The sequence below is a fragment of the Pseudogulbenkiania sp. MAI-1 genome, from assembly GCF_000527175.1.
Taxonomy (GTDB): Bacteria; Pseudomonadota; Gammaproteobacteria; order Burkholderiales; family Chromobacteriaceae; genus Pseudogulbenkiania.
In genome coordinates this window covers 4,215,079-4,237,648 of the sequence record NZ_AZUR01000001.1, presented here as the reverse complement: position 1 = coordinate 4,237,648, position 22,570 = coordinate 4,215,079, and the positions used below count along the sequence as shown (strand labels likewise).

Genomic DNA, 22,570 nt, shown 5'->3' with positions numbered 1-22,570 from the left:
CAAGTTATTGTCGATAAAGCCCTTCCGGAGTGAACTGATGGATTTTGAGAATGCCCGCTTCAACCTGGTCGAACAGCAAATTCGTCCGTGGGATGTGCTTGACCCCAAAGTGCTCGATCTGCTGTTTCACGTGAAACGTGAGGATTTCGTGCCGGCCGACAAGCGCACGCTGGCCTTCGTCGACACCGAGCTGCCGCTGGTGAACGGCCACAAGATGCTGCAGCCGAAAGTGGAAGCCCGCCTGGTGCAGGATCTCGGCCTGAAGCCGGAAGACAAGGTGCTGGAAATCGGCACCGGCAGCGGCCACGTCACCGCGCTCTTGGCCGGCCTGTCGCGCCATGTCTACAGCGTCGACATCGACCCGGCCATGAAGGAGATGGCCGCCAAGAACCTGAAGAAAGCCGGCATCACCAACGTCACCCTGGTCGAAGGCAACGGTATCGAGGGCTACGCCGCCCAGGCACCGTTCGACGCCATCCTGGTCGGCGGTTCGCTGCCGGTGGTGCCGGAAACGCTGAAGCAACAACTGGCCATCGGCGGCCGCCTGATCGTGGTGGTCGGCGACGAGCCGGTGATGACCGCCAAGCTGATCGAGCGCGAAAGCGAAACCGTCTTCCGCGAGACCGGCCTGTTCGAAACCTGTATCAGCCGCCTGGCCAAGTCCGAGGCGGTCGAGCCGGAACGGTTCAGCTTCTGATGGTCAAGGAAATCAGCGCCGGAGAACTGGCGCAGTGGCTGGCCGACGCCAGCGCCGCGCAGCCGGTGCTGCTGGACGTGCGCGAGGAGTGGGAAGTGAATCTGTGCCGGATTCCCGGTTCGCTGCACATCCCGATGAACCTGATCCCGCTGCGCATGAGCGAGTTGCCGGACGACAAGCCCATCGTCACCGTCTGCCACCACGGCGTACGCAGTTTCCAGGTCGGTCTCTACCTGGCCAATGCCGGCTTCGAGCCGGTGATCAGCCTGAGAGGCGGCGTCGAGGCCTGGGCCTGCGACGTCGATCCGACCATGGCGCATTACTGAGGCGTCGCAACGCCGTGTAAATAGGGAGGCTGCGGATTCAATAACTGATCAGGAGCGGCCCGGCTTTGCCGGGTCCGGTAGAATCTGAACAGGGTACTTTGTCTGCAGCCCGAAGGCCTTTCCTGCCGCAAAGCGGGAACGGCCTTTTTGTTGACCGGTCACACCGCCGGTATTCCTGCCACAACAAGAAATCCATCATGCCGCAACTCGACTATCTCGCCCCCGCCCTCGCCCGCGTCCATCCTGCCTGGGAGGCGGTGCTGAAGGAGCCCGCGTGCTTCAAGGCGCTGAGCCAGATCGACCGCACCCTCGCCAACGACAGCGCCGCCGGCAAGACGATCTACCCGCCGCGCGAGCAGATCTTCCACGCGCTGAGCTATGCCGCGCCGGCCGACGTGCGCGTCGTCATCCTCGGCCAGGACCCCTACCACGGCGCCGGCGAGGCGATGGGGCTGTCCTTTTCGGTGCCGCCGGGCGTGCGCATCCCGCCCAGCCTGCGCAACATCTACAAGGAGCTCGCCGCCGACCTCGGCTCCGGCCTTCCCGCCTCGGGCGACCTGAGCCACTGGGCGCGGCAGGGCGTGCTGCTGCTCAACAGCGTGCTGACGGTGGAGGCGGACAAGGCCGGCAGCCACGCCAGGCTGGGCTGGCAGACGGTCAGCGATGCGCTGATCGACACCGTCAACGCCCAGAACCCCGGCTGCGTGTTCCTGCTGTGGGGCAACTGGGCGCAGGGCAAGGCGGAACGCATCGACACGCACCGCCACAAGGTGCTGTGCGCCGCCCACCCCTCGCCGTTGTCGGCCAGCCGCGGCTTTCACGGCTGCCGTCACTTCTCGCAGGCCAACGCCTGGCTCGCCGCGGCCGGTCGTGGTGTGGTCGAGTGGGCACCCGCCGCCGAACAATCGTTGCTGTTTTGACCCCTAGAGCCACGACCTGACCTTAGAATGACTAAGGTCTGCGCCGTCCGCCTGGCATCTGGCCATTTACTGGGCCAGCGCAGTCGAAAAAAGACCTTGAACAAACTCTAATGCAGCAGCCCGCTTCCCAGCGGGCCTGCCTTGCCCTAAGCTTGCAGTTCCGCAACTCTTTTTTCCCGACGTGGACATATTCATATTACTGTTGCTGATCCTGCTCAACGGCGTGTTCGCCATGTCCGAGCTGGCGCTGGTGTCGTCGCGCAAGGTGCGCCTGCAACAATGGGCCGACGACGGCAACAAGGGTGCGCAGGCCGCGCTCAAGCTGGCCGACGAGCCCACCCGCTTCCTCTCCACCATCCAGATCGGCATCACCTCGATCGGCATCATGTCCGGTGTGTTCGGTGAAGAAGCCATCGCCCAGCGTCTGGCCGCCTGGCTCAATCAGTATCCGCTGGTGGCGCCGTACAGCACCCCGCTGTCGGTCGGCGTGATGGTGCTGACCATCACCACGATGTCGCTGATCTTCGGCGAACTGGTGCCCAAGCGGCTGGCCATGCACAACCCGGAAGTGCTGGCGACGTTGGTGTCGCGCCCGATGACGCTGCTGGCGCGCGCCACCGCCCCGCTGGTGCGCGTGCTGAGCCTGTCCACCGACGCCGTGCTGCGCCTGATGGGCTCGAACCAGAGCAAGGAGCCGTCGATCACCGAAGAGGAGATCCGCGTGCTGATGGAACAGGGTGCCGACGAAGGCGTGTTCGACCGCGCCGAGCAGGAGCTGGTGGAAAACATCTTCCGGCTGGACGACCGCAAGGTGGCGTCGATCATGACGCCGCGCAAGGACATCGTCTCGCTCGACATCGAGGACGACCACGCCAGCAACTGCCAGCTGCTGCAATCCCACCCCTACTCGCGCTACCCGGTATGCAAGGGCGGCATGGACCAGCTGATCGGCATCGTCGACTCCAAGCACCTGCTCGACCGCCTGCTCTCCGGCGGCGCCGTCGACTTCACCGCCGGCATGCACCCGCCGCTCTACGTCCCGGCCACGGTGTCGCTGATGCAGCTGTTGGAACAGTTCAAGCGCGCGCGCATCCACATGGCGCTGGTGGTGGACGAATACGGCGAGCTGGAAGGCATGGTAACGCTGCACGACGTGCTGGAATCGATCGTCGGCGGCCTGCCCGCCGGCCCGCAGGAAGACGAGCAGCTGATCATCCAGCGCGACGAGCATAGCTGGCTGGTGGACGGCATGGTGGGGCCGGACGAATTGCGCGAGCACTTCGCCATCGACAGCCTGTTGCCGGGCGAGGATACCGGCAACATCCATACCCTGGGCGGCGTGGTGATGTTCCAGCTGGGCCGGGTACCGGTGCCAGCCGACCGCTTCGAATGGAACGGCTTCGCCTTCGAGGTGGTGGACATGGACAAGACCCGCGTCGACAAGGTCATGGTCAGCCGGCTGGAAACGCCGCCGCCCGCGAACGAGGAGATGCCGGCGCCCTGAACCCGGCAACCACCCGCTCCCCCAGGCCGCCTTCGGGCGGCTTTTTGCTGCCCGTCCGCCGTCCCCCAATGGCAGGCCCCACAAAAGCGCACTACGCTGAACAATGAGCGGTCCCGCTGCGGAAAGGAACCGGATGCCCGCAATATCATTCCAAAAAGCATCGGAAACGAAAAAAGCACGGGCTCTTTGCCGTAGCCGTTTCGTGCACGGTCCCACGCAGCGCCGCCGGCGAAGTCACCGCTTCCCAAGGCAAATTGGAATGAGGACACCAGCATGCTCGAACACACCCTGACCGCCCCCGTCGAAGCGTGGGTCAAGTCACAGCGCCACCGCCTGAACCTGCCGGTCGCCGTCGCGCTGCCGTCCGGCCAGACGCTGGCGCTAGGCGAGTTCGAAGAGCCCAGGCTGACCATCCGCGTGCATTCCTGGAAATCGCTGCCGCTGTTGCTGTCGCCGTCGGTGGACCATCTGGCGGCGGCCTACGTCGAGGGCGAGATCGATCTGGAAGGCACGCTGGAAGACATCGTCGAGCTGGGCTACGCCTTCGCCCTGGCCGACAAGCCGGAGCCGGCCGCCAGCTTCCAGCCCGGCCACGTGCACCACACGCGCGAGCTCGACCGCGAGGCGATCCGCTTCCATTACAACGTGTCCAACCGCTTCTACTCGCTGTGGCTCGACCGCGACATGGTCTATTCCTGCGCCTACTTCGCGCGCGGCGACGAAACGCTGGAGGCGGCGCAACGCGCCAAGATCCGCCACATCCTGACCAAGATCCGGCTCGAACCCGGCCACACCCTGCTCGACGTCGGCTGCGGCTGGGGTGCGCTGGTACGGATCGCGGCCCGCGAGTTCGGCGCGCGCTGCGTCGGCATCACGCTGTCCGAGGCGCAGTACGACTACGCCCTGCACCGCGTGCGCGAGGAAGGGCTGGACGGCCAGGTGGAGATCCGGCTGCAGGACTACCGCGACGTCGACGGCCGCTTCGACCGCATCACCAGCGTCGGCATGTTCGAGCACGTTGGTCTCGCCAACCTGGTCGACTACTTCACCGCGCTGGCCAACCTGCTCGCCGACGGCGGCCTGATACTCAATCACGGCATCACCACCAGCGCGCCCGCCAGCGACGGCACCGCCGGTGGCGGCGGCGAGTTCATCGAGAAATACGTGTTCCCGCACGGCGAGCTGCCGCACATCTCGCTGGTGCTGCGCACGCTGCAGGAAGGCGGGCTGGAACCGATCGACGCGGAGAACCTGCGCCGCCACTACGCCGCCACGCTCAGCGCCTGGGCCAGCCGCTTCGAGGCGGCGCGCGAGGCGATCCGCCAGGAGGTGGACGACAAGATCTGGCGCATCTGGCGGCTCTACCTCGCCGGCTGCGCTTACGCCTTCCGCACCGACAAGGTGTCGATCTTCCAGGTGCTGTGCCAGAAGGCCGGCCAGGATGCGTCCACCCTGGCGTGGTCGCGCGCCTACATGTACCGCGGGGCGTGAGACCGGCGACCACCCGCCCCGCGGTACCGCCTAGCCCGAAAGCACTAGCCGGCTAGTGCCTCTTGCCCTGGCGGGTCGCCCATCCGGCGAATGTTTTCCCTGTCGTACTCCCCCTACCATGCAAGGCGTAGGAAACCGTCCCCGCAGCGGGATGTCGCGATCCGGTTTCCAGGACATGCCGACCGGCCGCCGCCGGTTTGTCGCCGGAGCGCCGAGCCGGCCTTGAGATGCGCCTATTGGGGAGTCCACGATGAGTCAACCGCTGGCAGGCTTGAGCATCCTGCTCATCGACGATCACGCGCTGGTGCGCATGGGCCTGCGCGCGCTGCTGGAAAGCGTCGGCGCCCGGGTGCTGGCCGAAGCCGACAACGGCGAGGAGGCCTTGCGGCTGTACGACGAACTGCAGCCCGACGTGCTGATACTGGACCTGTACATGCCCGGCATGGGCGGTTTCGCCGCCCTCGAGCGGCTGCGCGCCCGCCATCCCGCGGCACGCGTGCTGATCCTCTCGGCGCATCACGAAGTAGTGATGCCGGTGCGCGCGCTGCGCCTCGGCGCCCTGGGCTATCTGTGCAAGCGCAGCGCCCCGGAGGAATTCATCAAGGCGGTGCGCCAGATCGGCCGCAACCAGCGCTATCTCGACCCGCAGCTCGCGCAGCAAGTGGCCCTGGTCCAGCTGGGGGGCGCCGCCGACCCTTCCGAGGCGCTCACCGACAAGGAATTCGCCATCTTCCTGCAGCTGGCCCAGGGACAGTCCGTCAACGAGGTGGCGCAGGAACTGCACCTGAGTCCGAGCACCGTCGGCACCCACCTCTACCACATCAAGCAGAAGCTCAACGTCCAGAATGCCGCGGAACTGGCCCTGATCGCGGTGCGTTGCGGCCTGATCGAGGTCTGATCCGGCCTGATCGCCGCGTTCCGCCCCTGCCTGCCGCCCCCACCCCACCCTAGCGAAAATCTTGAGGCCCCGCGCCGGAATTCCGCGACGCCGCTTTCCCGGCCGCGCCGAGGCGCGCGCGCTGGCCGCTGCCGACAATGGCCTTGAAGAGCCGGACGCCCCACCCCGGCCTCACCAAGGAAAGAGGAGCGCGCCATGCCGAAAGAATCGACCGGACTCAGCCTGGACGGCCAGGGCATGCCCCTGTGGCTGTCGCTGGAACTGACCTACCGCTGCCCGCTGAAATGCTCCTGGTGCAACAACCCGCTGGATTTCGACAAGTACGCCGCACACGAACTGAGCACCGCGGAATGGAAGCGCGTGCTCGGCGAAGCGCGCGAGCTGGGCGCGCTGCAGCTCGGCTTCACCGGCGGCGAGCCGTTGCAGCGCCCCGACCTGGAAGAACTGGTGGCCTACGCCGACGAGCTGGGCTTCTACACCAACCTGATCACCTCAGGCGTCGGGCTGAACGAGGCGCGCATGCAGGCCCTGAAGCAGGCCGGCCTGAAGCAGGTGCAGCTCTCGCTGCAATCGACCCGCGCCGCGCTGACCGACCAGCTGGTCGGCACCCGCGCCCACGCCCGCAAGCTGGAAGCGGCGCGGCTGATCAAGGCGCACGGCTTCCCGATGGTGCTGAACATGCCGGTGTTCCGGCAGAACATCGAGCTGATCGACGAGATGGTGGAATGGGCCGCCGGCCTCGGCGTCGAGTACATCGAATTCGCCAACATCCAGTACTACAACTGGGCGCTGCTCAACCGCGACGAGCTGATGCCGACGCGCGAGCAGATCCGCCACGCCGAGACGGTGATCCAGCGCTGGCGCGAGCGGCTCGACGGCGCCATGACGATCTATTTCGTCATCCCCGATTACTTCGAGGACCGCCCCAAGGCCTGCATGAACGGCTGGGGTGCCATCCATCTCACCATCGCCCCCGACGGCGTGGCGATGCCATGCCAGGAAGCGCGGGTGATTCCCGGGCTGGAATTCCACTCGGTGCGCGATCGGCCTTTGGCCTGGATCTGGCACGACTCGCCGCTTTTCCGCAAGTACCGCGGCCTCGACTGGCTGCCGGAACCGTGCCGCTCCTGTGCCGAGAAGGAAAAGGACTTCGGCGGCTGCCGCTGCCAGGCCTTCCTGCTCACCGGCGACGCCGGCAATACCGACCCGGCCTGCAGCCGCTCGCCGCACCACCCGCGGGTGCTAGCCGCGGTGGAACAGGCCATCCAGCCGCAGCGCCTGCGCAAGCCGCTGATCAAGCGTTCCGGCCACGCCCTCTGCACCGACTTCATGGAGGAGTGAATGCGCCATCCCTACGACAGCGCCGGCGGCACCCTGCTGCTGGGCGCCCTGCTCACGCTGCTGCTGTTCTGGCTCGTGCGCCTGCTGGCGGGCTGAGGAGAGACCATGGACACCGTGACGCTCGATCTGCTGGCGCGCTGGGTGCATTTTCTCGCCGGCATCGTCTGGGTCGGCCACAACTACTCCAGCGTGGTTCAGCGGCCAAACTGGCGCCCGCTCAGCACCGAGGACCTGATCGACGACCAGAGCCCGCGCTTCCAGGCCCTGCTCAACCGCGAGCACGGCACCTTCCGCTGGGCGGCGGTGCTGACCTGGTGCGCCGGCCTGTTCATGCTGTGGCAGCGCGACATCCTGGGCGCGGCACTGGCCTTGCACGGTGCTCAGGCGCCGATCGGCGTCGGCCTGTATATCGGCACACTGATGATGCTCAACGTGTGGTTCGTGCTCTGGCCGCACCAGAAAAAGGTGCTGGGACTGGTGCCGGCCAGCGTGGAAGAGCGGCTGCGCTGCTCGCGCATCACCCATCTGTCGTCGCGCACCAACACCATGCTGTCGCTGCCGCTGCTGTTCTTCATGGCGGCGGGGACGCACGGCGGCTTCCTGTTCGGCTGAGACCATGGCACCGCTCTACAACTTCGCCTCCGGCCCGGCGCGCCTGCCGGATGCCGTGCTGGAGAAGGCGCGCGAAACCCTGTTCGCACGCGGTGCCGACGGCGCCAGCGCGCTGGAGCGCCCGTTCACCAGCGCGGCCTTCCGCGCCACGCTGGAGCGCGCCCGGCAGCGCCTGGCGGCGCTGCTCGGCCTGCCCGAGGGCTACCGCGTGCTGTTCCTCGCCGGCGGCGCGATGCAGCAGTTCTCGATGGTGCCGCTCAACCTGCTCGGCGACTCGCGCCGCGCCGCCTACGCCGACTCGGGCTACTGGGCCGGGCGCGCCATCGCCGAGGCGCGCCGCTACGCCGAGGTGGCGGTGGTGGCGCGCTACGAGGGTGCCACGCCGCTCGCCGCGCCGCCGCTGGACGACTGGCGCCTGCCGGCCGATTGCGCCTATTGCCACATCACCCCCAACGAAACCGGTGAAGGCATCGCCTACCCCGGCCTGCCCGACACCGGCGCCGTGCCGCTGGTGGCCGACGCCACCTCCTGCTTCCTGAGCGGCCCGCTCGACGTGTCGCGCTTCGGGCTGATCTACGCCGGCGCGCAGAAGAACATCGGCCCGGCCGGCCTGACCGTGGTGATCGTGCGCGAGGACCTGCTCGAACGGGAGGCGCGCCACGCTCCCGCCCCCTATCGCTACCGCCAGCAGGTGGACGAGAACAATACCGTGAACACCCCGGTGGGCTGGGCCATCGAGCTGGCGGCGCTGGTGTTCGACTGGATAACGGAATCGGGCGGCCTGGCGGCGATGGCCGCCGCCAACCGCGCCAAGGCCGCGCAGCTCTACCGGGCGATCGACACCAGCGGCGGCTTCTACCGGGCCCCGGTGGTGCCTGCGCACCGCTCCCCGAGCAACGTGCGTTTCCAACTCGCGGACGAACGGCTGACCGAGCCTTTCCTGCAACAAGCCGAGGCTGCCGGCCTGACCCATCTGCGCGGCCACTGCCACGTCGGTGGACTGCGCGCCAGCCTCTACAATGCCATGCCGGCGGCCGGGGTGAGCGCTCTGGTGGAGTTCATGACGGACTTCGCCCGGAGACAGGGATGAGCGCCACGCCGCCGTTCCGCTGGGGCCGCCAGCCGGGGCTGGCGGGCGGGCTCGACAAGCGCGGCGAGCAGGCGGCGGCGCTGCTCGGCGCCGGGTTCGCCGCGGTCGAGTTCGGCACCGTCACGCCCCGCCCCGCGCCAGGCCAGCATGCCGGGGTGGCCGCCCTCGCCGCCGCGCTGGCCCGCCTCGCGCCGCGCGGTCCCGGCGGCAGCGCCATCGGCATCGGCCTGGGCATGACACCCCACACCCCTCCCCGGGCGCTGGCCGCCGACTGGCTGGAGGGCCTGCGGCTGGCCGCGCCGGCGGCGGACTACCTGAGCTTCAATCTCAGCGCCCGGGCCTACCGCCCGCTGCTGGCGCCGGAACACGGCACGCTGCTGCGGCGCGCGCTGGCGGCGGTGAGCCTCGAACGCGAGCGGCTGGCCAAACTCTTGGGCCGCCGCCTGCCGCTCGCCCTCAAGCTGCCGCTGGAATCGGGCGCACCCGCCCTCGCCGCCGCGGCCGCGGCGGCAGGCTTCGACGCCTTGATCCTGGTCTTGCCGGAGACGGGGCAGGGCCATGCGGCACTGAGTCGCCTGGCCCGTTCCCTGCCGGGCGGCCCGGCGCTGATCGCGGTGGGCGGCATCCGCCACGCCGCCGACGTGGAAGCCGCGCTCGACGCGGGAGCGCACGGGGTGCAGGTGCATCGGGTATTCGCCGAGCTCGGCCCGGCCTGCCTGGCGCAGTTGGGCGGCGCTTCATCGGAGCGGCCCGTCTCATGATTTTCACGAGCCGTTTTTGGCCGGTAGCCGCTGGTTGCTGGCGGGGCCGGCTCGAATAATCGTCACAGGAGCGGCATGGGGCCGTTCCGCAACCGAAGGAGACTGTCATGACCTGGGAAACGCCCGCCTACTGCGAAATCCGCCTCGGCTTCGAAGTGACCGCCTACGTCTACGTACGCTGAGCGCAAGGGCGGAAGCGGCAAGATCGGCCACGCCGCTCCCGCCCATCCACGCCGATCAGGAGGCCCCGCCATGAAACCATCCTTCTCGCCCGAGCACGCCTGCCCCCGGCTCGCGCCGCATTTCGTCTTCCGCTGGGAAGCCAGCCAGCAGGCCTACATCCTGCTCTACCCCGAAGGCCTGATCAAACTGAACCCGTCCGCCGGCGAAATTCTCAAGCGCTGCGACGGACTGCGCAGCGTGAGCGATATCGTCGCCGATCTCCAGGAGGCCTTCCCCGGCAACGAGCAAGAGATCGCCCACGGCACCCGCGCCTTCGTCGAGACCGCCTACGCCAAGGGCTGGCTGCGTCTCTGAGCCGCGCCATGCCGTCCAGGACAGGTCGGCCTGGCAAGAGTACCGCCGCAACGGCCCCGCTCCGACGGGGGAACGCCGGCTCCGATCCGGACCGGATTACTTGGCAGGTGGCGACGGGAACAGCGCGTAGGGCGGCTTGGGCTCCTGCTCCGGCGGCACGAAGGCCGGAGCCGGCTCGCCGGCCGGGCCGAGATAGCGCACGAAGTGGTACAGCGCCTTCAGGTCGTCCTCCTGCATCTCGTTGAGCGTGAACCACGGCATCGGCGGTCGGCTCTTCAGCCCGCGCGCCATCTCCAGCCACTGCGCCTCGCTCAGCGACGCCATCAACAGCCGCAGGTTGGGCGCGTAGGTGATGCCCCACGGTCCGCGCCAGCCGAAGTGGTCGCCGGTCAGCCAGTCTTTTTCCGCCACCTTGCCGGCCGACATCAGGTAGCCCGGCGTGTGGCAGTCGTTACAGCCGGCGATGCGCGACAGGTAACGCCCGCGCTGGATCTGCGCCATGTCGGCCTTGCCGCTGCCCTGCCCGGTCTCGGCCTGCGCGCTACCGGCACAGATCATCCCGAGCGCCACCATCCATCCCGCCGCCACTGCCCTGCGTATGCATTCCATCGTCGTTCACCTCCGCTGAAAGAAGCCGTTTGGAATGATTTAACTAATGCAGTATGGACAAGATCGGACAAAAAGACAGAAGCATGAACAGGGCCGTGCACGCCGGCTTACGGGCGGGCCAGGAGGAAGCCGGAGCATACCCGGGGCCTTCCATCCGGCAAGGAACGACGTCGGCCATCACTCTCGATCCGGCGGCTTTTTCAGGAAAACAGCGGGCAACGGCCGGCTAGGGGTTCAGGCAGTCGTTCGCGTGGCGGTTGACCGCTTCCTGCAAGGCCTTGAGCCGCTGGTAGTCGGTGGTCTCGATACCCTGCTCCTTCATCAGCCGGTGGATTTCCGGCCCCTCCCACACCTGGAAATCACTCAACCGCAGCCTCAGGTCGCCGATCTGGCGCCGCGCTTCCGGACTGTCCTCGGCCGGATGGACGGCGAAGTGGTGCAGGCCGGGCGGCAGGTTGCGCACCGCGAAGTCGTAGCCGTCGTAGCGCACTTCGAGGTTTTGCGGCCGGCTCTCCGGGTTGTACTGCATGACGAAGCTGTCGGCCACCACGTTGCCGCGCTGCTGCTCGCTGCGGCTCAGCGGCAGCTGCTGCGCCACCGGGTGCCACAGCAGCTGCAGCACCACTGGAATGCCGGTGAGCCGGGGCAGCGACAGGTAGAGGTTGATGAAGTCGTTGCGGATGCGCCAGAACACCATGTGGGTGTCGAGGTGGGTGATGGTCAGGCCGGCGTCGCGCGCCTTCTGGATCTGCGCCAGCAGCTCGCGGCGCACCTCGCCGATGTCGGCGTGTGCGGCCAGTTCCTCGATGCTGCCCCACAGCCGCCCTTGCGGGTTGTACAGCGAGGGCACCTGCTCGCGCGGCAGCACCGCGCCCCAGCTGTCGTCGTCCTGCCATTCGTCGGTCAGCGTCAGGTGCAGCCCGACCGCCTTGTGGCGCTGCCGCGCCGCAGCCGCCGCTTCGGTGAAATGCGGGGCCGGCGCCATCAGCGACAGCTCCTGGATCTTGCCCTCGTCGAGCAGGCGGAACGCCGCCCGGTCGAGGTCGGGGTGCATGCCGACGTCGTCGGCGTTGACGATGGCGAGCCTGGCGTCGTCCGGGTAGCCGAGGCAGCGCGTCAGCGGCGTGGCGCCGGCGTTCAGGGCAAACGCCGCCAGCGCGGCGGCGAGGAAGGGAAGTTTGGGCAGCATGGACAGGCTCTCGGCAACGAACGGCCGCTACTGTAGCGGCTCGCGGCCGTTACGGCGAGTGTTGGCGTTGACGGTGCCGGGCCTGCCGCCAGTGCGTCCCCCTGCTCCTCGAGCCTATCCCCATGTCTGCTCGGACATGCCCGGGCTTGGCGCCGTCGGCGATCTTCCAGCCCGGGATCAGCCCGGCTGGCCGCTTGCGGTCATGGCTTGCTGGGCTTATCGGCCGGGTTGACGTAGGTGATTCCCCACGGTCCCATGACGTTCAACTGGATGACCGTTTCTTCCTTGGTCCAGACGAAATGCTTGGTCTTGGGCGGCATGACGACGACGCTGCCCGGCCCCAAGGCCTTCGTCATCTGCGGATCCAGCTTGTCGCCGACACCGTAGTTGAACGTTCCGGACAGCACGGTCACCCGTTCCACTTCGGGGTGCCAGTGGGCGGGAACCTTGTAGTCGGCCGGCAGCTTGAGCCGCGCCGTAATGGGGCCTTTCTGGTCCATCTTTCCTTCAATGACCGTCACCTTGGCTCCGGGCGGCAAGCTCGCAACCTCAGCCCATTTGAGCTCGTCCGGCGTGACGACGAGGACGCCGCTCATCTCGGCGGCCGGGGCGGCCGGAGCGAAGACCGTGCCGGCCACCAGCAGGGGAACGGCAAAAAGCATGTTTTTCATGGCTTACTCCAAATAATGATCGAAGCGGGGGCCGGCACACGGTTCCAGGCTGGTATGAGGGGACCAAGAGGCGGATGGCAAGAGCGGTGCGAGGCCGCTTGCTCTGCCGTGTGCCGACGCGCGATGGGCTCACAGGGCGATGGCGGCCTCGACCTGGGCCGGGGCGGCCGGAGGCGGCGGCGGGGTCAGCGGGGCCAGTTGCGCCGGCGGGTTAGGCGGCATCGGCGCCGGCGCGGCAGCCGGGGCCGGCGGGGTCTGGGCCGGGACCGGATCGGGAGCCGGTTCCGTCACCTTCTTCATCAGCGTGTCGACGATGCTGCGTTCCTTCTCGGCCCGCGCCTGGAAGCTCTGCAGCGGCTTGATGTCCCACTTCAGCAGGCCCCAGGCCGGCAGGTCGCGCAACAGGCGGTCGGCTTCGTCGTTGGAAGCGGCCTCGAGAATGAAGGCGAAGGAGCGATCGCCCACCGGCATGCCGCCGCCGACGATCTTCTTGGCCGCTTCCAGTTTCATCAGCGCGTCGAAGGTCGGCAGCAGCTCTTCCTCCAGCGCCTCGACGGTTTCCTGCGGGGTGGTGTATTCGGGCCCGCCCGAACCGATCACCAGGTACTGCGCTGCACCGGCGGCCGGCCCCAACGTGGCCAGCACGACGGCCAGCAAGACACGAGGTACTACCTTGTTGTTCATTCATTTCCTCCCACTGCCTGCTTGCACGCGGAGTCGGCCGGGGTCGCCAGGCAGTACGACGCAGGCCGAGGCCAGGACGCCAGACAGCGGCAATGGCGGGGAGCCCGGCCGGACGGCACGGGTTCGAGGGAGCATGGCGGAGCTGGTTAGCGGGTGGCGCGACGGCATGCACACCCGGTCCCTACCATGCAGTATGGCTAACAAATCCCAAATGAACAGCTTTAAAACAGGGCCTTTCCCGGCCCGTAAACGGCCGCTGCGCGGTTTTGCTGGTTTTGGATTGCCGAATAGCTTGCTAGGACAAAAACGCCGTGGCGGGCCCTTATCGCCCTGCCACGGCGTATCGGCCGGCAGATCCTATATCGGCCGTGATCCTGCAAGCATCCCGGCTCAAGCGCCGTGGTAGGCGCGGTACCAGTCGACGAAGCGCTGCATGCCGGCGGCCAGCGGCGTGTCGGGCGAGAAACCGACCGCGGTGCGCAGCTTGGCGGTGTCGGCGTAGGTCACCGGCACGTCGCCGTCCTGCATCGGGTAGTAGTCCTTCACCGCCTCGCGTCCGCAGGCGGCCTCGGTGGCGCGGATGAACTCCATCAGCTCGACCGGGTTGTGGTTGCCGATGTTGAACAGCTGGTACGGCGGCCGCCCGGCGGCGCCCTGCGGCACATGCTCCATCACGCGCAGCACCCCTTCGACGATGTCGTCGATGTAGGTGAAGTCGCGCTGCATCTTGCCGTGGTTGAACACCTTGATGGTCTCGCCCTTGAGGATGGCCTCGGTGAACAGCCACGGCGCCATGTCGGGGCGGCCCCACGGACCGTACACGGTGAAGAAGCGCAGGCCGGTGACGGGCAGCGCGTAGAGGTGGGCGTAGCTGTGCGCCATCACCTCGTTGGCCTTCTTGGTGGCAGCGTAGAAGCTCACCGGCGCGTCGACGCGGTCGTCCTCCGAGAACGGCACCTTGGCGTTCTGGCCGTAGACGCTGCTGGAGCTGGCGTACACCAGATGCTTGACCGGGTAGCGGCGGCAGGCTTCCAGCACGTTGGTGAAACCCACCAGGTTGCTCTGGGCGTAGGCGTGGGGGTTCTGGATGCTGTAGCGCACCCCGGCCTGGGCGGCGAGGTGGATCACGTAGTCGACGCGCTCGGCGGCGAACAGCGCCTGAAGCGCCTCCCAGTCGGCGATGTCGAGCTTATGGAAGGCGAAGCCCGGACGGCCCTGCAGCGTGGCGAGGCGGGCGTGCTTGAGCTCGACGGCGTAGTAGTCGTTGAGGTTATCCACCGCCACCACCTCGACCCCGCCCTTGTCCAGCAGTTTTTCGCACACGGCGCGACCGATGAAACCGGCAGCGCCGGTGACCAGTACTTTCATTGTTTGTTCTCCAGACGGTGAAGCTCGATCAGCTTCGCGTATTTGATGTAACTGTTGAAGCAGCCGATGCTGATGTGCACCAGCCCCGGCACGCCGTCGCGGAAGCCCTGGCGCAGCAGGTAGAACTTGAGGAATCGCAGCAGCGGACTGAACACCAGCTTGGGCCAGCCCACCTTCTTGCCGCGTGCGAACAGCGCTTGCGCCTGCAGATCGGTGTAACGGTTCTGCTTGCTGAGGTAGAGCGCGATGTCCTCGCCCGACTCGTGCATCAGGTCGCCCCTGAGGTTTTCCACAGGCCCGTCGACGATGACGTATTCGTGCACCGCGTGATCGGACCAGCGCGCACGACGCCGGTCGAACAGGCGCAGGCTGAGATCCGGATAGCCCTCGCCATGACGCAGGAAACGCCCCATGAATTTGTTGCTGCGCGGAAAACGGTAGGCCGCCGGCTGTGGATTGTTCGGCAAGGCTTTGATTTCCATGGCCAATTCTGGCGAAAGCCATTCGTCGGCATCGAGGCAGAGTACCCAGTCGTGGCGGGCTTGCCGTACCGCGAACTGTTTCTGGGGGCCGAATCCCAGCCAGTCCTGGTGGATAACTTTGGCGTTATAGCTTTTAGCAATGGACACGGTATCGTCCGTGCTGCCCGAATCCACCACCACGATTTCGTCGGCAAACCGACAGCTCTCCAGGCAGCTTGCGAGCTGTTGCGCTGCATTTTTGGTGATCAGAACGATGCTCAATGCTGAGCTCATGGTGTTTTGTTAGCCCTTTAAATATAAAAACGGAAGAAACTGGTAGAAGCGCTAGTCCAGCTGTGGACAAGTCGTTTTCCTGATTATTTATCAATACCTTGGCCTACTTGAAAAGCTGTTGCCAAACATCGTTTCAAGGCTTGCATCGCTTGTGGATAAATTGCAGACCCGCCGATTGACATCTCTTACCCACAGCTTGTCAGCAGCTTGTGCGTGCCGGCTGTGAGCAGCGCATTTTGCCCGGCATCGGTCTTTTCATTGACGCCCTTTTATAAAATGAAACTACAGAAGAAGCGTCGCATCATTTGTGGATAAACGGGAAAACGACCTGTTCGCTCAGCTACTTGCCTTGTTGATGAACGTGGGATTGTTTCAGCCGGCAACGTTCGGACAGATTGTGGATAAATCGGCCGCGACTTGTCCACAGCCGTTTATCCACAGTTCTTGGCGGTGGATTTTACTTGGTTAACCACAGGGGCGCTCGTACAATGCCGGCATGATGAACGTGCTGATCGTGCGCACCTCGTCGATGGGCGACCTTATCCACACCTGGCCCGCCGTGACCGACCTGATCGCGCATTACCCCAACCTGCGCCTGGCCTGGCTGGCCGAAGAAGGCTTCGCCGACATCGCCGCCCTGCATCCGGGCGTGCGGGCGGTGATTCCGATCGCCTGGCGGCGCTGGCGCAAGTCGCTGCTGTCGCCGGCCACCTGGGCCGAGATGCGCGTGTTCCGCGAGCAGCTGCGGGCGCGGCCATGGGATCTGGTGCTGGACGCCCAAGGCTTGGTCAAGAGCGCGCTGCCGGCCAAGCTGGCGCGCGCCCCGCTCGCCGGCTACGGCTGGTCCAGCATCCGCGAGCCGCTGGCCAGCCTGTTCTACGACAAGAAACACCGCGTCAGCCGCCAGCTCTCGGCGATTGAGCGCAACCGCCGGCTGTTCGGCCTGACCTTCGGCTACGAGCCGGAAGGCGTGCCGGATTTCGGCGTCCACGCCGGTCCCCGGCCGGCCTGGCTGCTGCCCGGCGACTACGCCGTGCTGCTGCACGCCACCAGCCGGGCTTCCAAGGAATGGCCGGAGGAGCGCTGGGTGCAGCTGGCCGACACGCTGGCGCGGCAGGATGGTCTGGTGGCGGTGCTGCCGTGGGGCAACGAACAGGAAAAGGCCCGTGCCGAGCGGCTGGCCGGCAAGATGCACGCCGCCGTGGTGGCGCCCAAGCTGACGCTGAAACAGGCCGCCGGCCTGATCGGCCATGCCGCGGCGGTGGTCGGCGTCGATACCGGGCTGACCCACATGGCCAACGCGTTGAACGTGCCGCTGGTGGCGCTCTACACCGATACCGATCCGGCCCGGACCGGCGTGGTGGAAGGCGCGCGTGCGCTGAACCTGGGCAATGCCGGGCAATGCCCGGCGGTGGACGAGGTGCTGGCGGCGCTGGCGCGGGTGCGGAGCGCGGCGTGATCTGGCGTGCCTTGTACAGTGGGTTGTGGACGCTGGCCACGCCCTTGATCCGGCGTTACCTGAAGAAGCGCGCACGGCAGGCGCCGGCCTACCTCGAACACTGGGACGAGCGTTTCGGCCGAGCGGTGACGCCGGCCGCGACCGGCGCGATCTGGGTGCATGCGGTGTCGGTCGGCGAGACGCGCGCCGCCTTGCCGCTGGTGGCGGCCCTGCGCCGGCGCTGGCCGGACGCGCCGCTGCTCGTCACCCAGATGACGCCGACCGGGCGCGCCACCGCGCGTTCGCTCTATCCCGACGCCGAAGTGCGTTACCTGCCCTACGATTACCCCGGTGCCGTGCGCGCCTTCTTGCGGAGCTACCGTCCGCGTTTCGGCGTGCTGATGGAGACCGAGCTGTGGCCCAACCTGATCCACGCCGCGCACGAGCAGGACGTGCCCTTGTTCCTGGCCAACGCGCGCTTGTCGGAAAAATCGCTCAAGGGCTATCGCAAGGTGGCCAGGCTGATGGCGCCGGCCTTGCGCCGGTTCCGTGCCATTGCTGCCCAAACAGCTGATGATGCTGGCCGTTTGCAGCAATTGGGCGCCGTTGACGTCGCCGTCTGCGGCAACACCAAGTACGACTTCGCCCCGCCCGAGGCGGCGCTGGCGCTGGGCGAGACGTTTCGCCAGCGCATTGGCGCGCGCCCGGTGCTGGTGTGCGCCAGCACGCGCGATGGCGAGGAGGCGCTGATCCTCGATGTCTGGCGCGCGGCCGGCGAGCGCGTCGGCGCCACCTTGCTGGTGATCGTGCCGCGTCATCCGGAACGTTTCGACCGCGTGGCGGAGCTGGCCGAGGCGACCGGTTTTACCGTGCAGCGCCGCAGCGACGGCGCCGCGCTGCGCGACACGACGCAGGTCTGGATCGGCGACAGCATGGGCGAGCTGTTCGGCTACTACGCCGCCGCTGACCTCGCCTTCGTCGGCGGCAGCCTGCTGCCTCTGGGCGGGCAGAACCTGATCGAACCGGCCAGCGTCGGCGTGCCGGTGCTGTTCGGGCCGTCGATGTTCAACTTCGCCGACGCCAGCACCAAGGCGCTCGAGGCCGGTGCCGCGCGGCAAGTGGCCGATGCCGGCGCGCTGGTCGACACGGCGCTAGCCTTGCTGGCCGACCCGGCCCTGCGCCAGGCCATGAGCCAGGCGGCGCGAGCATTCACCATGACCCACCGCGGCGCCAGCGAGCGCATCGTCGAGCTGATCGCGCTCGGCCTGGAGCGCCGCTGACTTCCCGTTTCCGCTCTGTTTTCCGCTTTCCGGGACGGCCGAGTGCGGCATAAAAAAAACGGCGGGAGTCGCTCTCCCGCCGTTTGGCGTTTGTGGCCGTCGGTTTCACGTGAAACCAGCGGCGCCGATCCGGTTCAGCGCCGGAACGTGGCTGCTAGCCGTTCGGCGACCTGGGCCGGATCGGCGGCGTCGAACAGCGCGCCGATCACCGCCAGCATGTCGGCGCCGGCGGCGACCACCTCGCCGGCGTTGGCCGGGGTGATGCCGCCGATGGCGACGGTCGGTACGCCGAACCGCTTGGCCTGGCCGAACAATTCCAGCGGCGCGCGCACCGCGTTCGGTTTGGTGCCGGACGGAAACACCGCGCCGAAGGCGACGTAGCTGGCCCCCGCCGCCACCGCCGCCTCGGCCAGGGCGAGGTCGTCGTAGCACGAGGCACCGATCACCGCGTCCGGCCCCAGCCGCGCGCGTGCCGCGGCAATGGCGGCGTCGTCACGGCCGAGGTGCACGCCGTCGGCACCGACCGACAGCGCCAGCTCCACGTCGTCGTTGACGATGAAGGTGACGCCGTGGCTCTGGCACAGGCTGGCCAGCAGGCTGGCCTGCCACAGCCGGCGTACCGGGTCCTGGCTCTTGTTGCGGTACTGCAGCAGGCGCACGCCGTGCGGCAGCACGTCGCCGACCAGCTCGATCAGCCGCTCGCTGTCGTCGGTGTCCGGGGTGATGGCGTACAGCCCCTCACGCGTGGCCAATTTCGTCTCCCTCTTCGGTCTGCTGCGCGCCGTCGCCGTTCTCGCTTTCCTCTTCCGCCACTTCACGTGCCCAGAACAGCCGGTCCGGGATGTACTGGCCCATGCCGGGACGGAAGGCGTTGAGCAGCGTCTGGTAGGTGTATTCCTGGGCGTCGGTGATGGCGTCCTCCACCGGCGCGCCGGCAGCCAGCATGCCGGCGATAGCCGAGGCCAGCGTGCAGCCGGAGCCGTGGTAGCGCTCGGGCAGCCGCTCCCAGTGGTGCTGGCGCACCTTGAGGTCCTGGTTGTAGTGGGCGTTGATCACCTCGCGCGTGTTCTCGTGGGTGCCGGTGATCAGCACGTGCTCGCAGCCCAGCGCCAACAGTCGCTTGGCGCAGTCGTCGAGCGTCAGGCTGTCTTCCTCGTCCGGGTCGTTGGCGGCCAGGCGGCGCGCCTCGATGCTGTTCGGGGTGAGCACGCTGACTTGCGGCAGCAGCATGTCGCGCAGTGCGGAGATCAGATCGTCGTCGGTGAGGTCGTCGCCGCCGTCGCTGGCCAGCACCGGGTCGTACACCAGCGGGATGTCGGGGTAGTCGGCCATCAGTTGGGCGATCACCGCCACGTTCTCGACGCTGCCGATCATGCCGATTTTGAACGCGGCGACCGGGATGTCCTCTAACAGGCAGCGCGCCTGGTCGTTGACCCAGTCGGCCTCCATGACGAGGAAGTCGTTGACACCGGCGGTGTCCTGCACGGTAATCGCGGTAATCACCGACAAGGGGTGGCAACCGAGGCTCGCCAGCGTCAGAATGTCGGCCTGGATGCCGGCGCCCCCGGAGGGGTCGGAACCGGCCAGCGTCAATACGGCAGGCAGAGGGGAAGGAGTGGTCAAAGCTTGGCCTCTTTGTCGGTCAGGATTTAGAACCTGTTCACGATCTTGCTGCGCGTCCCTGATCGGGGATCATGCACTGCTCGAAATCCTCATGTACTGTATGTACATTCCGGTTTCTGCGCTGCTCTTCACCCCGCTGAGGGACGCTCGCGACAGATCGTGAACAGGTTCTTAGAATTATCATTTTAACCGAGCAGGGGCCGAAGGCGATGCGCAGTTGGATGTGTCTCATTTGTGGTTTCATTTACGAGGAAGAGGCGGGCCGCCCCGAAGACGGCATCCCCCCGGGCACCCGCTGGGAAGACGTGCCGGTCAACTGGACCTGCCCGGACTGCGACGCCCGCAAGGAAGATTTCGAGATGGTCGAGTTCTGAACCCGGCCCCGTGAGCACGAGGAAGAAAAACGTGATGTCGTGGAAATTGTCGCTGTTGGCCGTTACCCTGGCCGCCGCCGCCGGCTGCGCCCAGGTCTCCACCACCCAGTCCGGGGCGGTGGGTGTGGAGCGCAAGCAGACCATGCTGCTGTCGTCGCAGGAGGTGGAACAGGCCTCCGCCAAGTCCTACGCGCAGGAACTGAACAAGGTGCGCAGCGCCGGCAAGCTCAACAGCAACCCCGCCCTGACCGCACGCGTGCGCAACGTCGCCAACCGCCTGATCGCGCAGACCCCGGTGTTCCGCCCCGACGCGCGTACCTGGCGCTGGGAAGTCAACGTCGCCGACTCGCCCGAGCTCAACGCCTACGCCATGGCGGGCGGCAAGGTCATGGTCTATTCCGGTCTGATCACCAAGCTCGCGCTCACCGACGACGAACTGGCCGCCGTGATCGGCCACGAGATGGCGCACGCGCTGCGCGAGCATTCGCGCGAGCAGATGAGCCAGGCTTACGCCCAGCAGATGGGGTTGTCGGTGGTCGGCGCCCTGGCCGGCCTGGGACAGGGCGCGATGGACCTGGCCTCGCTGGCCGGCGATCTGGCGCTGACCAAGCCCAAGAGCCGCACCATGGAGAGCGAGGCCGACGTCATCGGGCTGGAGCTGATGGCGCGTGCCGGCTACAACCCCAACGCCGCGGTCAGCGTGTGGAAGAAGATGCTGGCCACGGGCGACGGCAACGGCCCGGAATTCCTTTCCACCCACCCCTCCGGCAGCAGCCGCATCCAGGAGCTGTCGGCGCGCATTCCGCGCGTGATGCCGCTCTACGAGGCGGCGCGCAAGCGCTGAGGCGACGTTTCACGTGAAACCGGAACCCGCCGCCGACCTCGTCGCTCACCTCGCCGAACTGGAGCAATACGCGCTGGCCCTGCCCGGCGCCAGCTTCGACCTGAAGTGGCAGCAGTGCCGTGTGGTGAGCCTGGAAAACAAGATGTTCGCGCTGTTCCTGCCGGACAGCGTGGCCTACAAGGTGGCGGCCGAGGATTTCCTGGCGCTGACCGGCCTGCCCGGGGTGCGCCCAGCACCCTACTTGGCGCGGGCGCGCTGGATCCAGGTGAGCTCGCTGCAAGGCCTGGCTTTGCCCGACATCAAGGCCGGCATCGCCGAATCGCGTAAGCTGGTGCTGGCGCGTCTGCCGAAAACCCTTCGACTGTATTACGGGGCCTGAATTGGCGTATCTCTATCTCAAGGCGTTCCACATCTTCTTCGTGGTGGCGTGGTTCGCCGGACTGTTCTACCTGCCGCGCATCTTCGTCAACCTGGCCATGGCCGAGCACCCGGCCGAGTACGAGCGGCTGCTGATGATGATGAACAAGCTCTACCGCTTCATGACCCCGCTCGGCGTGCTGGCGCTGGCGCTGGGCCTGTGGCTGATGTTCGGTTACGGCCACAGCGGTGGCTGGCTGCACGCCAAGCTGGCGCTGGTGGCCGGCCTGGTGGCCTACCACGGCGTCTGCGGGCGCTTCTGCAAAGCCTTTGCCGCGCACCGCAACACGCGCAGCCACACCTGGTTTCGCGTGTTCAACGAGCTGCCGGTGCTGGTGTTGCTGGCGGTGGTGATATTAGTGGTGGTCAAACCCTTCTGAGAGTCCATCCCATTAGGCGGCTGCACCTTCGCATCTTGAGCGCTCGTAGGATGGGTGAAGGCATCCGCTGCCGGAATCCATCAACTTCGGTCGATGGGTTTCGCTTTGCTCCACCCATCCTACGTTTCGGACGGCACTCAACCTGCCTTGGCTCGCTCGCCTACTGGGATAGACTCTGGTCCCCAGATGGTTAATCAAGGAAACGACATGGGAATGGAAATCGAGCGGCGCTTTCGCGTCGCCAACGACGGCTGGCGCGGGCTGGCCGAGGGCGTGCGTTACCGCCAGGGTTATTTGTCGGTGGAGAAGGAGCGCACGGTGCGCGTGCGCGTGGTCGGCGAGCAGGCTTGGCTCACGCTGAAGGGCCACGTCACCGACGTCTCACGCCACGAGTTCGAGTACGCCATCCCGCTCGCCGACGCCCAGACCATGCTCGACCGCATGTGCCCGATGGTGGTCGACAAGCTGCGCCACCGCATCGAACACGGCGGTTTCGTCTGGGAAGTGGACGAGTTCTTCGGCGAGAACGCCGGCCTGGTGATGGCCGAGATCGAACTGCCGGCCGAGGACACGCCGTTCGACAAGCCGGCCTGGCTCGGCGAGGAAGTCACCCACGACGGGCGCTACACCAACGCCTACCTGTCGAAGAATCCGTATACCCGCTGGCCGCAGGAATGAGCGTCGGTTGCCGTGCGAGGCTTGGGTTCGCCCGCCCGCTGCACTAGACTCTGACGTTTCGGCCAAGCTCTGAACATTGCTCT

At 66.9% G+C, this 22,570-nt stretch carries 27 protein-coding genes; 19 read left to right on the top strand and 8 right to left on the bottom strand.

Annotated elements, in window-relative coordinates:
• Positions 1 to 37: 37 nt before the first annotated feature.
• The 12 genes from PSEMAI1_RS0119930 to pqqD all read left to right on the top strand — a co-directional run bounded on the left by PSEMAI1_RS0119930 (position 38) and on the right by pqqD (position 10,177).
• Positions 38 to 697: a protein-L-isoaspartate O-methyltransferase gene (locus PSEMAI1_RS0119930; RefSeq protein WP_024304562.1), complete on the top strand. Its 660-nt coding sequence runs from the start codon at positions 38 to 40 to the stop codon at positions 695 to 697.
• Complete coding sequence (locus tag PSEMAI1_RS0119925) at positions 694 to 1,023, top strand: rhodanese-like domain-containing protein (RefSeq protein ID WP_369793202.1); 330 nt, start codon at positions 694 to 696, stop codon at positions 1,021 to 1,023. The genes PSEMAI1_RS0119930 and PSEMAI1_RS0119925 overlap by 4 nt, the downstream gene beginning before the upstream one ends.
• A 197-nt stretch (positions 1,024 to 1,220) precedes the next feature.
• The gene (locus PSEMAI1_RS0119920; protein ID WP_024304560.1) at positions 1,221 to 1,943 is read left to right on the top strand and encodes a uracil-DNA glycosylase; all 723 of its coding nucleotides are present in this window, start codon (positions 1,221 to 1,223) and stop codon (positions 1,941 to 1,943) included.
• Positions 1,944 to 2,145: 202 nt separating this feature from the next.
• The gene (locus tag PSEMAI1_RS0119915) at positions 2,146 to 3,447 is read left to right on the top strand and encodes a hemolysin family protein (RefSeq protein ID WP_029770860.1); all 1,302 of its coding nucleotides are present in this window, start codon (positions 2,146 to 2,148) and stop codon (positions 3,445 to 3,447) included.
• 273 nt (positions 3,448 to 3,720) lie between these two features.
• Positions 3,721 to 4,938, top strand: a complete 1,218-nt coding sequence (locus tag PSEMAI1_RS0119910; protein ID WP_024304558.1) for a cyclopropane-fatty-acyl-phospholipid synthase family protein — start codon at positions 3,721 to 3,723, stop codon at positions 4,936 to 4,938.
• Positions 4,939 to 5,188: 250 nt separating this feature from the next.
• Positions 5,189 to 5,836 carry a response regulator transcription factor gene (locus PSEMAI1_RS0119905; protein ID WP_024304557.1) on the top strand — a complete coding sequence of 216 codons (648 nt, stop codon included), beginning with the start codon at positions 5,189 to 5,191 and terminating at the stop codon, positions 5,834 to 5,836.
• Between the two features lie 195 nt (positions 5,837 to 6,031).
• Complete coding sequence (gene pqqE / locus PSEMAI1_RS0119900; RefSeq protein WP_024304556.1) at positions 6,032 to 7,177, top strand: pyrroloquinoline quinone biosynthesis protein PqqE; 1,146 nt, start codon at positions 6,032 to 6,034, stop codon at positions 7,175 to 7,177.
• Between the two features lie 105 nt (positions 7,178 to 7,282).
• Entirely contained in the window at positions 7,283 to 7,789 is a 507-nt protein-coding gene (locus PSEMAI1_RS0119890) for a urate hydroxylase PuuD (RefSeq protein WP_024304555.1), read from the top strand.
• A 4-nt stretch (positions 7,790 to 7,793) separates the two neighbouring features.
• On the top strand, positions 7,794 to 8,879 hold the full coding sequence (gene serC / locus PSEMAI1_RS0119885; RefSeq protein ID WP_024304554.1) for a 3-phosphoserine/phosphohydroxythreonine transaminase: 1,086 nt from the start codon (positions 7,794 to 7,796) through the stop codon (positions 8,877 to 8,879).
• Entirely contained in the window at positions 8,876 to 9,640 is a 765-nt protein-coding gene (locus tag PSEMAI1_RS0119880) for a dihydroorotate dehydrogenase (RefSeq protein WP_024304553.1), read from the top strand. Before serC ends, PSEMAI1_RS0119880 begins: the two co-directional genes overlap by 4 nt.
• A 107-nt stretch (positions 9,641 to 9,747) precedes the next feature.
• The gene (pqqA, locus tag PSEMAI1_RS22545; RefSeq protein WP_081455968.1) at positions 9,748 to 9,822 is read left to right on the top strand and encodes a pyrroloquinoline quinone precursor peptide PqqA; all 75 of its coding nucleotides are present in this window, start codon (positions 9,748 to 9,750) and stop codon (positions 9,820 to 9,822) included.
• 70 nt (positions 9,823 to 9,892) lie between these two features.
• Entirely contained in the window at positions 9,893 to 10,177 is a 285-nt protein-coding gene (gene pqqD, locus PSEMAI1_RS0119875; RefSeq protein WP_024304552.1) for a pyrroloquinoline quinone biosynthesis peptide chaperone PqqD, read from the top strand.
• A gap of 96 nt (positions 10,178 to 10,273) precedes the next feature.
• Here the strand turns inward: pqqD and PSEMAI1_RS0119870 are convergent, their stop codons facing one another.
• The 6 genes from PSEMAI1_RS0119870 to PSEMAI1_RS0119845 all read right to left on the bottom strand — a co-directional run bounded on the left by PSEMAI1_RS0119870 (position 10,274) and on the right by PSEMAI1_RS0119845 (position 15,441).
• A complete protein-coding gene (locus tag PSEMAI1_RS0119870) occupies positions 10,274 to 10,786 on the bottom strand; it encodes a hypothetical protein (RefSeq protein ID WP_024304551.1) in 513 nt (170 codons plus the stop codon).
• Positions 10,787 to 11,012: 226 nt separating this feature from the next.
• The gene (locus tag PSEMAI1_RS21025; protein ID WP_024304550.1) at positions 11,013 to 11,975 is read right to left on the bottom strand and encodes a polysaccharide deacetylase family protein; all 963 of its coding nucleotides are present in this window, start codon (positions 11,973 to 11,975) and stop codon (positions 11,013 to 11,015) included.
• A 200-nt stretch (positions 11,976 to 12,175) separates the two neighbouring features.
• The gene (locus PSEMAI1_RS0119860; protein WP_024304549.1) at positions 12,176 to 12,646 is read right to left on the bottom strand and encodes a cupin domain-containing protein; all 471 of its coding nucleotides are present in this window, start codon (positions 12,644 to 12,646) and stop codon (positions 12,176 to 12,178) included.
• A gap of 129 nt (positions 12,647 to 12,775) precedes the next feature.
• Complete coding sequence (locus PSEMAI1_RS0119855; RefSeq protein WP_024304548.1) at positions 12,776 to 13,330, bottom strand: hypothetical protein; 555 nt, start codon at positions 13,328 to 13,330, stop codon at positions 12,776 to 12,778.
• 390 nt (positions 13,331 to 13,720) lie between these two features.
• Positions 13,721 to 14,698: an NAD-dependent epimerase gene (locus PSEMAI1_RS0119850; RefSeq protein WP_024304547.1), complete on the bottom strand. Its 978-nt coding sequence runs from the start codon at positions 14,696 to 14,698 to the stop codon at positions 13,721 to 13,723.
• Positions 14,695 to 15,441 (bottom strand): glycosyltransferase family 2 protein, encoded by a 747-nt coding sequence (locus PSEMAI1_RS0119845; protein ID WP_232219959.1) that lies wholly within the window; start codon positions 15,439 to 15,441, stop codon positions 14,695 to 14,697. The genes PSEMAI1_RS0119850 and PSEMAI1_RS0119845 overlap by 4 nt, the downstream gene beginning before the upstream one ends.
• A 508-nt stretch (positions 15,442 to 15,949) precedes the next feature.
• Between PSEMAI1_RS0119845 and waaC the strand changes: the two genes are divergently transcribed.
• Positions 15,950 to 16,912, top strand: a complete 963-nt coding sequence (waaC, locus tag PSEMAI1_RS0119840; protein ID WP_024304545.1) for a lipopolysaccharide heptosyltransferase I — start codon at positions 15,950 to 15,952, stop codon at positions 16,910 to 16,912.
• Positions 16,909 to 18,171, top strand: coding sequence for a lipid IV(A) 3-deoxy-D-manno-octulosonic acid transferase (waaA, locus tag PSEMAI1_RS0119835; protein ID WP_024304544.1), 1,263 nt, complete (start codon positions 16,909 to 16,911; stop codon positions 18,169 to 18,171). The genes waaC and waaA overlap by 4 nt, the downstream gene beginning before the upstream one ends.
• Before the next feature lie 134 nt (positions 18,172 to 18,305).
• Here waaA and thiE read toward each other — a convergent pair whose 3' ends face one another.
• Both thiE and thiD read right to left on the bottom strand, forming a co-directional pair.
• Positions 18,306 to 18,923, bottom strand: coding sequence for a thiamine phosphate synthase (gene thiE, locus PSEMAI1_RS0119830; RefSeq protein ID WP_024304543.1), 618 nt, complete (start codon positions 18,921 to 18,923; stop codon positions 18,306 to 18,308).
• A complete protein-coding gene (thiD, locus tag PSEMAI1_RS0119825) occupies positions 18,910 to 19,794 on the bottom strand; it encodes a bifunctional hydroxymethylpyrimidine kinase/phosphomethylpyrimidine kinase (protein ID WP_024304542.1) in 885 nt (294 codons plus the stop codon). The genes thiE and thiD overlap by 14 nt, the downstream gene beginning before the upstream one ends.
• A gap of 209 nt (positions 19,795 to 20,003) precedes the next feature.
• Between thiD and PSEMAI1_RS0119820 the strand changes: the two genes are divergently transcribed.
• The 5 genes from PSEMAI1_RS0119820 (at position 20,004) to PSEMAI1_RS0119800 (ending at position 22,487) form a co-directional block, all read left to right on the top strand.
• Positions 20,004 to 20,168 (top strand): rubredoxin, encoded by a 165-nt coding sequence (locus PSEMAI1_RS0119820; RefSeq protein WP_024304541.1) that lies wholly within the window; start codon positions 20,004 to 20,006, stop codon positions 20,166 to 20,168.
• Positions 20,169 to 20,202: 34 nt separating this feature from the next.
• Entirely contained in the window at positions 20,203 to 21,012 is an 810-nt protein-coding gene (locus PSEMAI1_RS0119815) for a M48 family metallopeptidase (RefSeq protein WP_024304540.1), read from the top strand.
• 13 nt (positions 21,013 to 21,025) lie between these two features.
• Positions 21,026 to 21,391: an MmcQ/YjbR family DNA-binding protein gene (locus tag PSEMAI1_RS0119810; protein WP_024304539.1), complete on the top strand. Its 366-nt coding sequence runs from the start codon at positions 21,026 to 21,028 to the stop codon at positions 21,389 to 21,391.
• A gap of 1 nt (position 21,392) precedes the next feature.
• Positions 21,393 to 21,809: a CopD family protein gene (locus PSEMAI1_RS0119805; protein ID WP_024304538.1), complete on the top strand. Its 417-nt coding sequence runs from the start codon at positions 21,393 to 21,395 to the stop codon at positions 21,807 to 21,809.
• Between the two features lie 207 nt (positions 21,810 to 22,016).
• On the top strand, positions 22,017 to 22,487 hold the full coding sequence (locus PSEMAI1_RS0119800; protein ID WP_024304537.1) for a CYTH domain-containing protein: 471 nt from the start codon (positions 22,017 to 22,019) through the stop codon (positions 22,485 to 22,487).
• The last annotated feature ends 83 nt before the right edge of the window (positions 22,488 to 22,570 follow it).